12 protein-coding genes and 1 rRNA gene are annotated in these 14,450 nt (G+C 43.1%); 6 read left to right on the top strand and 7 right to left on the bottom strand.

Features of this window, described 5'->3' with window-relative positions; all coding sequences use genetic code 11:
- The first annotated feature begins 19 nt into the window (after nt 1-19).
- The 3 genes from dnaE to tilS all read left to right on the top strand — a co-directional run bounded on the left by dnaE (nt 20) and on the right by tilS (nt 6,017).
- Complete coding sequence (dnaE, locus tag ACGF7G_RS14605; protein ID WP_387466397.1) at nt 20-3,502, top strand: DNA polymerase III subunit alpha; 3,483 nt, start codon at nt 20-22, stop codon at nt 3,500-3,502.
- Nucleotides 3,503-3,514: 12 nt separating this feature from the next.
- On the top strand, nt 3,515-4,474 hold the full coding sequence (gene accA / locus ACGF7G_RS14600; protein ID WP_133813359.1) for an acetyl-CoA carboxylase carboxyl transferase subunit alpha: 960 nt from the start codon (nt 3,515-3,517) through the stop codon (nt 4,472-4,474).
- A gap of 214 nt (nt 4,475-4,688) precedes the next feature.
- Entirely contained in the window at nt 4,689-6,017 is a 1,329-nt protein-coding gene (tilS, locus tag ACGF7G_RS14595; protein ID WP_387466394.1) for a tRNA lysidine(34) synthetase TilS, read from the top strand.
- A gap of 32 nt (nt 6,018-6,049) precedes the next feature.
- On the opposite strand, the gene rof is transcribed toward tilS, so the two are convergent.
- On the bottom strand, nt 6,050-6,316 hold the full coding sequence (gene rof, locus ACGF7G_RS14590; RefSeq protein WP_166296161.1) for a Rho-binding antiterminator: 267 nt from the start codon (nt 6,314-6,316) through the stop codon (nt 6,050-6,052).
- 333 nt (nt 6,317-6,649) lie between these two features.
- Between rof and nlpE the strand changes: the two genes are divergently transcribed.
- Nucleotides 6,650-7,315, top strand: a complete 666-nt coding sequence (gene nlpE, locus ACGF7G_RS14585; protein ID WP_133813361.1) for an envelope stress response activation lipoprotein NlpE — start codon at nt 6,650-6,652, stop codon at nt 7,313-7,315.
- Nucleotides 7,316-7,435: 120 nt separating this feature from the next.
- On the opposite strand, the gene proS is transcribed toward nlpE, so the two are convergent.
- The 6 genes from proS to metN all read right to left on the bottom strand — a co-directional run bounded on the left by proS (nt 7,436) and on the right by metN (nt 13,086).
- A complete protein-coding gene (proS, locus tag ACGF7G_RS14580) occupies nt 7,436-9,154 on the bottom strand; it encodes a proline--tRNA ligase (RefSeq protein WP_387466392.1) in 1,719 nt (572 codons plus the stop codon).
- Between the two features lie 126 nt (nt 9,155-9,280).
- Nucleotides 9,281-9,988 carry a tRNA (N6-threonylcarbamoyladenosine(37)-N6)-methyltransferase TrmO gene (tsaA, locus tag ACGF7G_RS14575; protein ID WP_387466390.1) on the bottom strand — a complete coding sequence of 236 codons (708 nt, stop codon included), beginning with the start codon at nt 9,986-9,988 and terminating at the stop codon, nt 9,281-9,283.
- On the bottom strand, nt 9,985-10,332 hold the full coding sequence (gene rcsF / locus ACGF7G_RS14570) for an Rcs stress response system protein RcsF (RefSeq protein ID WP_278250170.1): 348 nt from the start codon (nt 10,330-10,332) through the stop codon (nt 9,985-9,987). Before rcsF ends, tsaA begins: the two co-directional genes overlap by 4 nt.
- Nucleotides 10,333-10,528: 196 nt before the next feature.
- A complete protein-coding gene (locus ACGF7G_RS14565) occupies nt 10,529-11,344 on the bottom strand; it encodes a MetQ/NlpA family lipoprotein (RefSeq protein WP_133813365.1) in 816 nt (271 codons plus the stop codon).
- A 64-nt stretch (nt 11,345-11,408) separates the two neighbouring features.
- A complete protein-coding gene (locus ACGF7G_RS14560) occupies nt 11,409-12,062 on the bottom strand; it encodes a methionine ABC transporter permease MetI (RefSeq protein ID WP_133813366.1) in 654 nt (217 codons plus the stop codon).
- Entirely contained in the window at nt 12,055-13,086 is a 1,032-nt protein-coding gene (gene metN / locus ACGF7G_RS14555; RefSeq protein WP_387466387.1) for a methionine ABC transporter ATP-binding protein MetN, read from the bottom strand. Before metN ends, ACGF7G_RS14560 begins: the two co-directional genes overlap by 8 nt.
- Nucleotides 13,087-13,271: 185 nt before the next feature.
- Here metN and gmhB point away from each other — a divergent pair, with 185 nt between their 5' ends.
- The gene (gene gmhB, locus ACGF7G_RS14550; protein ID WP_133813368.1) at nt 13,272-13,838 is read left to right on the top strand and encodes a D-glycero-beta-D-manno-heptose 1,7-bisphosphate 7-phosphatase; all 567 of its coding nucleotides are present in this window, start codon (nt 13,272-13,274) and stop codon (nt 13,836-13,838) included.
- 376 nt (nt 13,839-14,214) lie between these two features.
- Nucleotides 14,215-14,450: ribosomal RNA gene (locus ACGF7G_RS14545) — 16S ribosomal RNA — on the top strand; the annotation flags it as partial.

The raw sequence follows: 14,450 nt of genomic DNA, 5'->3' as shown, positions 1-14,450 counted from the left end.
ATATCATCTGGACAAACACATGGCCGAACCCCGTTTTGTACACTTACGTGTCCACAGCGACTATTCAATGATTGATGGCTTAGCCAAAACCAGCCCTTTAGTGAAAAAGGTTGCTCAATTAGATATGCCAGCTTTTGCGATCACTGATTTTACTAACCTGTGTGGGCTGGTGAGATTTTACGGCAGTGCTCATGGGGCGGGAATAAAACCGATTATTGGTGCTGATTTCTATATGGAAAGCGAGTTGCTCGGTGATGAGTACGCTAACCTGACCATTCTTGCACGCAATAATACTGGCTATCATAACCTGACGTTACTGATATCAGAGGCTTATCAGAAGGGGTATGGTGCTGTTGGCCCGACAATTAAGCAGGAATGGCTGATAAACCATAAAGAAGGGTTGATCCTGCTCTCCGGTGGGCGTATGGGAGATGTTGGCAAATTCCTGTTACGTGGTAATCAGGTCATGGTGGACCAATGCCTTGAGTTTTATCAGGAGCATTTCCCCGATGGTTATTATCTGGAGCTAATTCGTACTGGCCGAGCAGATGAAGAAAGTTATCTTCATGCAGCGGTTACCCTGGCGACAGAAAAGAACTTGCCTGTTGTTGCGACTAATGATGTGTGTTTCATCGACAGTGAAGATTTCGATGCTCATGAGATCCGCGTGGCGATTCATGATGGTTATACATTAGCTGATCCAAAACGCCCGAAAAATTACAGTCCTCAGCAATATCTGCGTAGTGAACAGGAGATGTGTGAACTATTCGCTGATATTCCCGAAGCGCTGGAAAACAGTGTAGAAATTGCTAAACGTTGTAATGTCACTATCCGCCTTGGTGAGTATTTCCTGCCGCAATTCCCAACAGGAGAAATGAGCACTGAAGATTATCTGGTCGATAAATCTAAACAAGGGCTAGAAGAGCGTTTGGCATTTCTTTACCCGGATCCTGAAGTACGGGCAGAAAAGCGTCCTGAATATGATGAGCGACTTGATGTTGAACTTCGGGTTATCAACCAGATGGGATTTCCCGGCTACTTCCTGATCGTGATGGAATTTATTCAGTGGTCGAAAGACAATGGTGTTCCTGTTGGCCCAGGGCGTGGATCTGGTGCCGGTTCTTTGGTGGCTTATGCTCTGAAAATAACTGATCTCGATCCTTTGGCGTTCGACCTGCTGTTTGAACGGTTCCTTAACCCTGAACGTGTTTCCATGCCCGATTTTGACGTCGATTTCTGTATGGAAAAACGTGATCTGGTGATTGATCATGTGGCTGATATATATGGTCGTGATGCCGTATCTCAGATCATCACATTCGGTACGATGGCAGCGAAAGCTGTCATCCGGGATGTTGGCCGCGTGCTGGGGCATCCATACGGGTTTGTTGACAGAATTTCCAAATTAATACCGCTTGATCCCGGAATGACACTGGAAAAGGCATTTATCGCAGAGCCGCAACTTCCTGAAATCTATGAGGCGGATGAAGAAGTTAAAGCGCTGATAGACATGGCGCGTAAACTGGAAGGGGTTACCCGTAACGCAGGGAAACACGCTGGGGGGGTCGTTATTGCCCCAACTAAGATCACGGATTTCGCGCCTCTCTACTGTGACCCGGAAGGTTTGAACCCGGTTACTCAGTTTGATAAAAACGATGTGGAATATGCTGGGTTGGTGAAATTCGACTTCCTCGGACTGAGGACGTTGACTATCATCAATTGGGCGTTGGAAATGATCAACGCACGCAGAGCGAAGAAAGATCTGGACCCTATTGATATCGCAGCGATTCCGCTGAGCGACTCCAAGAGCTTCGATGTGCTGCAACGCGCTGAAACAACAGCGGTATTCCAGCTCGAATCCCGTGGTATGAAGGATCTTATCAAACGCCTGCGTCCCGACTGTTTCGAAGATATGATTGCGCTTGTGGCACTATTTCGCCCAGGCCCTTTGCAATCAGGCATGGTGGACAACTTCATTGACCGCAAGCATGGTCGGGAAGAGATCTCATACCCAGATGTACAATGGCAGCACGAATCTTTACAGCCTGTTTTGGAGCCAACCTACGGCATCATCCTTTATCAGGAACAAGTAATGCAGATTGCTCAGGTGCTGGCGGGATATACTCTCGGTGGTGCAGATATGCTCCGACGGGCAATGGGCAAGAAAAAGCCGGAAGAGATGGCGGAGCAGCGTTCCGTATTTGAGGATGGGGCCAAAAAACTCGGCATTGATGGCGAGCTATCAATGAAAATCTTTGACCTGGTAGAGAAATTTGCGGGTTATGGATTTAACAAATCTCACTCTGCAGCGTATGCATTGGTCTCTTATCAGACTTTATGGTTGAAAGCACATTATCCGGCTGAATTTATGGCTGCGGTAATGACTGCTGATATGGATAATACAGAAAAAGTCGTTGGGTTGATTGATGAATGTTGGCGCATGGGGCTGAAAATCTTACCACCTGATATTAATAGCGGCCTGTACCATTTCCATGTTAATGATGACGGGGAGATCGTATATGGTATTGGGGCAATTAAAGGGGTAGGTGAGGGGCCGATTGAAGCGATCATCGAAGCTCGTCAGAAAGGCGGTTATTTTAGAGAACTGTTTGATTTATGTGCCCGTGTTGACACTAAGAAATTAAATCGTCGAGTGATGGAAAAGCTGATCATGTCAGGGGCTTTTGACCGTCTGGGGCCGCACCGTGCGGCACTGATGTCCTCTCTGGAAGATGCCCTGAAAGCAGCAGATCAACATGCTAAAGCAGAAGCCATTGGTCAGACTGATATGTTTGGTGTATTAGCTGACGCGCCGGAAGAAGTTGAGCGTTCTTATGCCAATATTTCTCAATGGCCGGAACAAGTTGTTCTTGATGGTGAACGGGAAACTTTGGGGCTCTATTTAACTGGGCATCCTATCACTCGGTATTTAAAAGAAATTGAGCGCTATACTAATGGATTACGGTTAAAAGATGTGAATCCAACACCGCGTGGTCAAGTAACGACTGTAGTAGGTTTAGTGCTGGCGTCCAAAGTGATTATAACCAAACGGGGTAACCGGATTGGTATTTGTACATTGGACGACCGTTCAGGACGTCTAGAAGTCATGCTATTTTCCGATGCCCTGGAGAAATACCGGCATTTGTTGGAACAGGACCGGATATTGATAGCTACCGGGCAGGTCAGCTTTGATGACTTCAACGGTGGTCTTAAAATGACAGCCCGTGAATTAATGGATATTAGTGAAGCGCGTGAAAAATATGTGCGTGGGCTTGCTATCTCGCTGTTAGACAGGCAAATTGATGATCAATTGTTGAACCGTCTTCGTGGTGCCTTGGAACCACATCGTTCTGGAACGATACCGGTTCATCTTTATTACCAGAGGGAAGACGCCCGCGCCCGTTTAAGGTTTGGCGCGACGTGGAGGGTAACGCCAACGGATAACCTTCTGACAGATTTGCGAACTCTGCTGGGTAATGAGCAGGTAGAATTAGAATTTGACTAAAATAGGAATGTTATGAGTCTGAATTTTCTTGAATTTGAACAGCCGATTGCCGAGCTGGAAGCGAAAATTGATTCGCTAACCGCAGTTAGCCGTCAAGATGAAAAATTAGATATAAATCTGGATGAAGAAGTACAACGTTTGCGGGAAAAAAGTCTGGAATTGACGCGCAAAATCTTCTCAGATTTAGGTGCTTGGCAAATTGCTCAACTTGCCCGTCATCCACGCCGTCCTTATACATTGGACTATATTCAGCATATTTTTACTGATTTTGAAGAGCTGGCGGGTGATCGCGCTTACGCTAATGACAAAGCAATGGTTGGTGGTCTGGCTCGTATTGATGGGCGTCCAGTGATGATTATTGGTCATCAAAAAGGCCGTGAAACCAAAGAAAAAATCCGCCGTAATTTCGGTATGCCAGCGCCGGAAGGCTATCGTAAGGCTCTGCGTCTGATGGAAATGGCGGAGCGTTTTAAACTGCCAATTATCACTTTCATTGATACTCCTGGCGCATATCCTGGCGTTGGTGCAGAAGAGCGTGGTCAATCTGAGGCTATTGCCCGTAATTTGCGTGAAATGTCCCGTTTGTCTGTGCCTGTTATTTGTACCGTGATTGGTGAAGGTGGTTCCGGTGGTGCGCTGGCAATTGGTGTTGGTGATAAAGTGAATATGCTGCAATACAGTACTTATTCTGTTATCTCTCCGGAAGGCTGTGCCTCAATTTTATGGAAAAGTGCGGAAAAAGCGCCTTTGGCGGCAGAAGCAATGGGGATCACCGCACCTCGTTTGAAAGAGCTGGAATTAATCGACACTGTGATCTCAGAGCCATTAGGTGGTGCGCATCGTAATTATGAAGCAATATCAGCATCACTAAAAGCTCAGTTATTGGCTGATCTGGCAGCTCTTGATCATTTTTCACCTGAGGAATTGGTGAGCCGTCGTTATCAGCGTCTGATGCAATATGGTTATTGTTGAGATCTGAACGAACTGTTTGAATAAGGGATGGGGAGTGGCTGGAATTGATAAATTTAAGCCACTCCCGTCCTTTACTGTTTCTGCTTTTTTTGCCATTTCATATTCTTAATAAAAGTAGCGGAGAATATTATCTGAGGGGCTGTGGTTCTTGGCTTAATAATGCAGATGATAATAAATTCATATTGTTACAAATTAAGGAGTTCTTAAGTCTGTAATGACAAAAATTGATGAACGATTATTTTTCACTTTAGCTAAACAGCTTGGTGAACATAAGAAAATTCTGGTTGGATTCAGTGGTGGACTGGATTCTTCAGTTTTGCTGCATTTGTTGGTCAATTGGCGTAATCAGCGCAATCAGAGAGTTCAACTGAGAGCAATGCATATTCACCATGGTTTAAATCCAAAAGCAGATCAGTGGGTTGAACATTGCCAACAGATTTGTGATGACTGGCAAGTGGAATTTTGTTTTGAAAGAGTAACGATAGATGCCCGTGAAAAGGGCATTGAAGCTGCTGCCCGTGATGCCCGATATCAGATGTTCAGGCATGAATTACAAAAAGACGAAATTCTGGTAACCGCTCAACATCTTGATGATCAGGCGGAAACTTTTTTACTGGCATTAAAGCGTGGTAGCGGTCCGGCTGGCCTTGCTGCTATGCCTCCAGTCGCCGTATTTGCGGATACATTATTGTTTCGCCCACTGCTTGGTCATAGCCGGTGTGAATTGGAAATATATGCTAGCGAACATCGTCTGAATTGGATTGAAGACGACAGCAATCAGGATGATCGTTATGACAGGAATTTTCTGCGCTTACATGTTATGCCGTTACTGAATCAACGCTGGCCACATTTCCCACAATCTGTTGCTCGTAGTGCAAGTTTATGTGGTGAGCAGGAGCAGCTTCTGGATGAGTTGTTGAATGAATCTCTGAAAGGGCTAATAACTCAGGATGGCGCTTTAGGTATTTCACCTTTGGAAGTGTGTTCAGAGGCTAAACGAAATGCATTGTTACGCCGTTGGTTTGGTTACCATGACATGAAAATGCCCTCACGGGAGCAGCTTCACAGGCTTTGGTATGAGGTGGCCCTTGCTCGCACTGATGCTGAACCCCAGCTACAATTTGGTCAGTATAATGTACGGCGTTATAAGCAAAAACTTTGGTTGGTTCCTCAATTGCAATCTTTGAGAGACTCTATTCTTGCGTGGGATATTTGCAATACGTTGGTATTACCGGATAGCCTGGGAGAACTGAATATTTCTGATTGCGGTATTCAAGTAAGGGCACCCGCTAATAATGAGCAGGTGACTATCCGCTTTGGTGTACAGGGAATGATGAGTATTGTGGGTCGTCAACACTCCCGGCACAGTAAAAAATTGTGGCAGGAGCTTGGGGTTGCACCGTGGCTTAGAGAGCGAATTCCATTGCTTTATTACAACGAACAACTTATAGCTGCATTAGGTATTTTTATCACCAAAGAAAGCGAAGCGGCAAAAGGGCAGAGGACATTAACAATTGATTGGAATAAAACGTTGTTAAAATAAAGAGTTAAGCCGCCAGAGGCGGCCGTTTTTTGTCAGGATTCGGAATGTTCAACAATAACAGTACCAATTTCAGGGTGACTGAAACTGGCGATATGATCCAACCTTAGTTCTTGAGGGTTATTTGCTGTTTCGATTATCAGGTATTCAACTTTCTTTCTCAAAATCAAATCACAGGCTTTCCCTTCAATAACGTCACCACCTCGTAATTTTATGTGTAGATAGAGCTGATGTTGGCAAGCCAACTCAAGGTTGTCATAGTCGTCACAGTTAATTGGTTGATATTCAGTATTTATAGACATATTTGCTCACCACTATGGTTAGTGGCGGTTATTGCCGCCTGTGGTTGTTAAAAATTGTAATTCAAAAGCACTATTAATGACTATAGCACAGGAAATCAATCGTGATTAATGAATAACTTTGGTTATTCCTTCTGAACAGTAAGTAAATAAAAGTCTTATTTCACAGCAAGTTCCTGACAAAAGTATTAAAATCGGTTCAGATTATTTTACTATTATTGGGTAACATCCTTAAAAAGGACGGTATTTACGCTATTAAGCTGTAATAATTGCTATGTTCTTTGTGTTACTAATTAAGGTGAGTCACAGGGCTTACTATACTGTTTGGAGATAAGTGTGAATAAAAAACTTTTAACCGCATTAGTTGCTGTGGGTATATCTGCTTTGGTGGGATGTAAAGGCAACTTGGCACAGCAAACGAATTCACAGCCAGTGGATCAGACTTTTCATGGTGTTCTCCCTTGTGCTGATTGTTCTGGTATTGATACCACACTGTTACTGGATGATGATGGTACTTATATTCTGGAACAAACTTATCTTGGTACTCGTGATGGTGATCAGTCATTCTTTGAATCCGGCCTGTGGGCGAAAGATGGAAAAAAAATCCGTCTGGCAAAATCAGATGACCAGAAATATTACTATCTGCCGAAAGATGGAAACTTGGTAATGCTGGATATGGAAGGCAACACAATTGAATCATCATTCAGCTATGAGCTGAAACGGGTAAAACCGAAAAAACTAATGGGTGAATACAGTTACATGGCTGATGCCGCTTCATTTACTGATTGTAGTACAGGTAAGCATTATGACGTGCCGGAAAGTTTGGATTTGGAGCGAGGCTACCACCAAGTTGGCGTAGAAGGTGGAACACCGGTTTATGTTGAAGTTGAAGGCTATTATAGCGTGAGTCCTTCAATGGAGGATGGGCAATTTAATTCTGCCTTGATTCAGACAGGTAAAATTCATTTCGATAAATCGAAATCTTGTAATTTGAAGAAATAATTCTATTTTCAATATGAATGGTGATAATGAGCCAGAAGAGTAAGATGAGTTTACTTACCGCGTCTTTACGATCTGACCATTATCACCATACTGCTCAATAAGTTATTGCGATAACCTTAATTAACAACCAAGTTGTTGCTTTAGATAATCAGCAACATCGTTTAGTTTTAGTATCTGTTTTTCATCACTGCGACGATATTTATATTCCACTTCTCCATTATCGAGATTACGGTCACCGATAACGATAGTGTGTGGTACGCCAATAAGCTCCATATCAGCAAACATCACGCCTGGGCGTTCTTTACGATCATCGAAAATAACATCAATGCCGTTAGTGCGCAGATCGGTATACAGTTTCTCTGCAACTTCTTTAACACGATATGACTTGTGCATATTCATTGGCAGAATAGCGACCTGGAATGGTGCAATTGCATCAGGCCAGATGATACCGCGGTCATCGTGATTTTGTTCAATCGCTGCGGCGACAATACGGGTAACACCAATACCATAACAACCCATAGTGACGATCTGATTGTGACCGTCTTCGCCTTGAACGGTTGCTTTCATTGCATCAGAATACTTGGTGCCAAGTTGGAAGATATGACCAACTTCAATGCCACGTTTGATGAGTAATGTCCCTTTACCATCCGGGCTGGCATCACCTTCAACAACATTACGGATATCAGCAACTGTTGGTATTGGTAAATCCCGCTCCCAGTTGATTCCGAAATAGTGTTTGTCATCAATATTGGCACCTGCGCCAAAGTCATTCATCACTGCCACACTGCGGTCAATAATAACCGGTATTGGCAGATTGACGGGTCCCAGTGAGCCTGGACCGGCACCGACAATTGCACGAATCTCTTCTTCGGTAGCAAAAGTGAGAGGGCTGGCGACTAAAGATAATTTTTCTGCTTTGATTTCATTAAGTTCATGGTCGCCCCGGACCAGTAAGGCGATCAATTTATGGCCCGTATCTTCTGCTGCATGAACCATCAGAGTCTTAACCGTTTTTTCAATTGGCAGATTGAATTGTTCAACCAGTTCAGCGATTGTTTTTGCATTTGGGGTATCTACCAGATGCATCTCTTCTGTTGGTGTTGCACGATCATAAGCAGGAGCGATAGCTTCGGCCAATTCAATATTAGCTGCGTAATTGGATTCAGTTGAGAAAACGATATCATCTTCTCCACTGGCAGCCAGAACCTGAAATTCATGGGAAGCACTACCGCCGATAGAACCGGTGTCTGCCAGAACAGCACGGAAATCCAAGCCAATACGGGTAAAGATTTTGCTGTAGGCTTTGTACATGTTGTCGTAAGTTTCTTGTAGTGACTCTTGGGTAGCATGGAAAGAGTAAGCATCTTTCATTAAGAATTCCCGGGAGCGCATTACACCAAAGCGAGGGCGAACTTCGTCCCGGAATTTAGTCTGGATCTGGAATAAAGTCAGCGGTAACTGTTTGTATGAGCTGACGTCATTGCGGATCAGATCAGTAACGACTTCCTCATGAGTTGGACCCAGCACAAAAGGGCGATCCCCCCGGTCAGCAAAACGCAGTAATTCTGGGCCGTACTGTTCCCAGCGACCACTTTCCTGCCATAAATCTGCCGGCTGTACGACGGGCATAGATATTTCAATTGCTCCGGCATTGTTCATCTCTTCACGAACAATTTTCTCAACTTTTTTTAGTACTCGGACACCTGTAGGCATCCAATTATACAGACCTGAAGCGAGTTTACGGATCATGCCCGCACGAAGCATCAGTTTATGACTGACAACCTCTGCATCGGCAGGAGTTTCTTTTAATGTGGAGAGCAGATATTGGCTAGTGCGCATTGTTAGGGTTCCATTAGAGCAGCAAATTGCTTCTGACTGGCAGAAATTTACCAGCTAATAAAAAAACGAAAATAAGCCTTTAGTCTACCAGCGAGTTTAAGATGTCAAAAGGGCATATACTGATTTTTAAAGGGATTCAATGGAAAACACTTTAGTCAGTGTGCCACAGATTCTCCATCGCACGTTAAAATTCAGTAAATGAACGGCATATTCTCGATTTTCCTGTTCTCCTCTCCGGTAAGCAGGACGAGGATCTTGAGCCAAGACCTGACTGATAAAACGGCGTAAATCCGGGTAAGTGTCTTGAACTGAGATGAGCTGTTGTTCAGCGGCAGGTAAAAATATCACTTCCATACAGGCAGAAGGCGCTTCTTGAGCAAAACCTGCCACAGCGTGTGGCTGACATTCAGCGAAAGGCAAATAAGGTTTGATGTCAATAACAGGTGTACCATCAACTAAATCCAGGCTCCCCAATTCTAGCGTAACGCTACCTTTTCTGTATTCAATTCCTTTAAGTTCAATCAGAGACATACCAATGGGATTCGGTCGGAAAGTTGAACGGGTTGCGAATACGCCCATTTTTGCATTGCCACCTAAACGAGGAGGACGCACCATTGGCTTCCAGCCGCCTTCTATTGTTTGGTGAAAAATAAAAATAATCCACAGATGACTAAATTGTTCCAGACCACGAACTGCATCGGGTTGATTATAGGGTGGAAGCAATACCAATTGTCCCCCACCATCTTCAATAAGGCCAGGCTGGCGCGGAACGGCAAATTTTTCTTTATAAGGGGAGTGGATAACCCCTATTTGTGTGAAATGAAAATTGGTCATTGAGTAATAAGCAGGGCTGAACCTTCACATATTGCTACTTGGTAGCATCCTTGACCTGATAACATTTCGCACCGATGTAATAAAACTGCGTTAGCATTCAAATGAGCAGCCTTCGTTATCATTTGGTTACGTGCTATGGTGATATTAGCGGGTGGATCCTGTAAAGAACCACGACATGATTGACCAGAAACAATCCCTAAATCTTTAAATGAAGCACTTAATAGATCCTCACTTTTGGTATACAACTTTACGAATGAAGAAAGATTCTTTTTCTCTTCGGTTGATGCTTGTTTGAGTCTTATATCCGATGACTGGGAAGAGTCAGTCAATGTTGTCTGTTGCATTGAACATCCTGTTATGAATAGAGCTAACAAAGAGATAAACAGCTTACGCATTAATAGATCCTCGAATTTTTACTGTCAGAGTTAAGAGAATAGAATCAGGTTAACAAAAAAATATTGAAAACATGGTGCCATAACAAATCAGGCGGACAATTTGTCCGCCTGATTATTCTAATATCGATGAGTGTAATATGAAAGATTACCAGCCTTTCACCGCACCACCGTTAAAAATTTTATTGGCAGCTTCATCAACTTCATCGGATTGATATGCTTTAACGAATTTCTTAACGTTTTCAGCATCCTTGTTATCTTCACGGCTAACCAGCAGGTTTACATATGGAGAGTCTTTATTTTCGACAAATAAACCGTCTTTCGCTGGAGTCAGGCCAATCTGGCTGGCATATGTCGTATTAATGATTGCCAGAGCAATTTTTTGATCGTCCAATGAACGTGGTAATTGTGGCGCTTCTAGCTCAACTAATTTTAGATTTTTAGGATTTTCAGCAATGTCCAGAGTTGTTGGTAATAAGCCTATGTTATCTTTCAGTTTGATTAAGCCTTGTTTCTGTAACAGTAATAAGGAACGGCCTAAGTTCGTAGGATCATTTGGTAGCGCAATTTGAGAACCATCCTGTAATTCATCCAGGGATTTAATTTTCTTGGAATAACCCGCAATTGGATAAATAAAAGAGTTGCCAACGGTGACCAGTTTGTAACCACGATCTTTGATTTGTTGATCCATATAAGGTTTGTGTTGGTATGCATTCAGATCAATATCACCTTTACTCAGAGCCTCGTTTGGCAATACAAAATCATTAAAAGTGACCAGCTCTACATCAAGACCATATTTATCTTTAGCTACTTTTTTCGCAATTTCAGCAACTTCCTGCTCTGCACCAACGATAACGCCTACTTTAATGTGGTTTGGATCTTGTTTTTCCTGCCCACAACCAGCCAGAATTAGTGAACCTAAAAGAGCGCTGATAGTTGCGATGGCTCTTAATTTAATAGACATATTTTACCCCTATTGAATTCTGATTTATTAGCACCGATACCGGTGCTGTTTCAAAATAATTTTATTATTTGCGTGTTGTGGCTTTAACTAAACGGTCACCACTTAATTGAATTAAGTACACTAAAATAACCAGTAACACGAGTACAGTGTTCATTACTGTTGCATTATAGCCGATATAACCATATTGGTAGCCAATCTGGCCTAATCCGCCCGCACCTACAGCACCTCCCATTGCGGAATAACCTACTAACGTAATCAGGGTAATTGTAGCCGCATTGAGCAAACCCGGTAACGCTTCAGGTAACAGAATTTTCTTCACAATCTGGAACGGAGTTGCTCCCATTGCGCGAGCTGCTTCAATTAATCCTGATGGAATTTCCAGTAAAGCATTTTCCACCATCCGGGCAATAAATGGTGCAGCACCTATGGTTAATGGAACAATGGCGGCCTGTAAACCGATAGATGTTCCAACAATCAATCTGGTAAAAGGAATCATCCATACCAATAAAATAATAAATGGGATAGAACGGAAAATATTCACTATCGCTGAAAGAAAACGATAGAGTTTACTGTTTTCCATAATCTGACCAGGGCGGGTGACATATAACAGTACACCTATTGGCAGCCCAATAATAAAGCCAAAGAAACCGGAGACAAAAGTCATTACCAGAGTTTCCCAGACGCCTTTAGCCAGCAATAAAATCATTCCTTCAGACATAACCGAGAACCTCTACTTTCACATGATGGTCTTGTAAAAATTTAATTGTTGATTCAACGCCGCCATTTTCACCGTGTAATTCCGCTAACATCACACCAAATTTTACTCCACCGGCATAGTCGATTTGGGAACTTAATATATTCATATCAATATCAAAACGACGTACTGCCATCGAAATCAGAGGTGCGTCTACAGACTGACCGGTAAACTCCAGTTTCAATAATGGGCTGAGATCTGGGGCTGGGTTGCTTTGCATTTTTTGCACATAATCTTCAGGGATATCCAGATGCAAAGTTGATTGGATAAATGCCTGAGCAATAGGTGTCTTGGGGTGAGAGAACACTTCACTGACAATGTCCTGTTCAATCAATTGCCCACCGCTGATAACTGCAACCTGGTCACATATACGTTTGACGACATCCATCTCATGTGTAATTAACAGAATAGTCAAACCCAAACGGCGATTAATATCTTTCAATAATTCCAGAATAGACCGGGTTGTTGCTGGATCCAGAGCGCTGGTTGCTTCATCACATAAAAGGACTTTAGGTGAATTAGCTAAAGCACGGGCAATAGCAACACGTTGTTTCTGTCCGCCAGAGAGATTTGCCGGATAAGCATCGTGTTTATCTGCAAGGCCAACAAGTTCTAATAACTCATCTACCCGTTTTTTTATTTCTGCCTTTGGAACATTATCTAATTCTAAAGGTAAGGCTATGTTGCCAAAAACTGTTCTCGAAGACAGCAAATTAAAGTGTTGGAAAATCATGCCAATGCGGCGACGCGCATGGGTCAGATCACTATCAGATAGGATAGTCAGATCCTGACCATCAACCAATATTTGCCCGGAAGTTGGACGCTCAAGCATATTCACACAGCGAATTAACGTACTTTTACCTGCACCAGATGAACCGATGACACCGTAAATTTGCCCTTGCGCAACATGCAGACTGATATCTGAAAGTGCGTTGATAGAGCGGGCACCCTGATGGAATATTTTATTGATATGAGACAGTTTTATCATTTTTATTCTTATAAAAGTTCGAAAATTGATAGTTTGAACATTTTTGAGAAAACAAACCACTAGTTAAATTGGATGTTAAGGTGTCTAGACGTCTAAGTCAACTGGGAATAAATTAATTGCTGCATTCTCATTCATCGCTAAATCATGCCATACTGGTAACTTCTTACATTGCTTGGAGCAATCAGGTGACACAAGGTATTCCTGCCGTATTTTTAGATCGTGATGGAACAATAAATATCGATCATGGTTATGTACACGAAATAGATGATTTTCAATTTATCGATGGTGTCATTGAAACCATGATTGAATTGAGAAAAATGGGGTATGCACTGGTATTAGTCACAAACCAGTCAGGTATTGCCCGTGGCATTTTCAATGAAGAACAATTCTTGCAACTGACAGAATGGATGGATTGGTCACTGGCAGATCGCGGCGTAGATTTGGATGGCATTTATTATTGTCCCCATCATCCAGATGCGACTGAAGAACAATATAAGAAGAGTTGTGATTGTCGTAAACCACAACCAGGTATGCTGCTGGATGCACAAAAAGAGCTTGGCATTGATATGGCTGCTTCTTATATGGTTGGTGACAAACTGGAAGATATGCAAGCGGCGGTGACGGCGAAAGTTGGTACTAAGGTATTAGTTCGTACAGGTAAACCAATTACAAATGAAGCAGAACAAGCGGCTGATTTGATAATCAATAGCCTTGTAGACTTGCCTAAAGCGATTAAAAACATCAGGAAGTAGTCTTTTTTGTTCTTTATATCATCTTTTTGTTGAAGAAGTACGCTAACGGAAGTTTTTTTTAATTAAACGCTTGCCAGCGCCGAAGAACTCCCTATAATGCGCCACCACTGACCGACACAACGCTGACAAAGCGTGTGAGGCCAGGCAGAGTAAAGTGAATTAAGCGCTTGACTCTGCGGGCGAAAAGCGTAGTATACGCAGCCCGGCTGAACGAGAATATTAATTTTTGTTTCAGCCTGCTCTTTAACAATTAATCAGATAATCTGTGTGGGCACTCACAAGACCGTATCACAAAAAAATACACTAAAGTCTTGAAGAGTGAACAACAGTTAATTCATTACGAAATAACAGTCAGTTTCTTTGAGCATCAAGCTTTTAATTGAAGAGTTTGATCATGGCTCAGATTGAACGCTGGCGGCAGGCCTAACACATGCAAGTCGAGCGGTAACAGGAAAGTGCCTGCACTTTTGCTGACGAGCGGCGGACGGGTGAGTAATGTCTGGGGATCTGCCCGAGGGCGGGGGATAACCACTGGAAACGGTGGCTAATACCGCATAATGTCGCAAGACCAAAGTGGGGGACCTGAAAGGGCCTCACGCCCGTGGATGAACC

The organism is Photorhabdus sp. RM323S, from assembly GCF_042879375.1.
GTDB classification, from domain to species: Bacteria; Pseudomonadota; Gammaproteobacteria; order Enterobacterales; family Enterobacteriaceae; genus Photorhabdus; species Photorhabdus tasmaniensis.
Note: the sequence above shows the minus strand (reverse complement) of the source record. Positions and strands in the feature narration are given on the sequence as shown.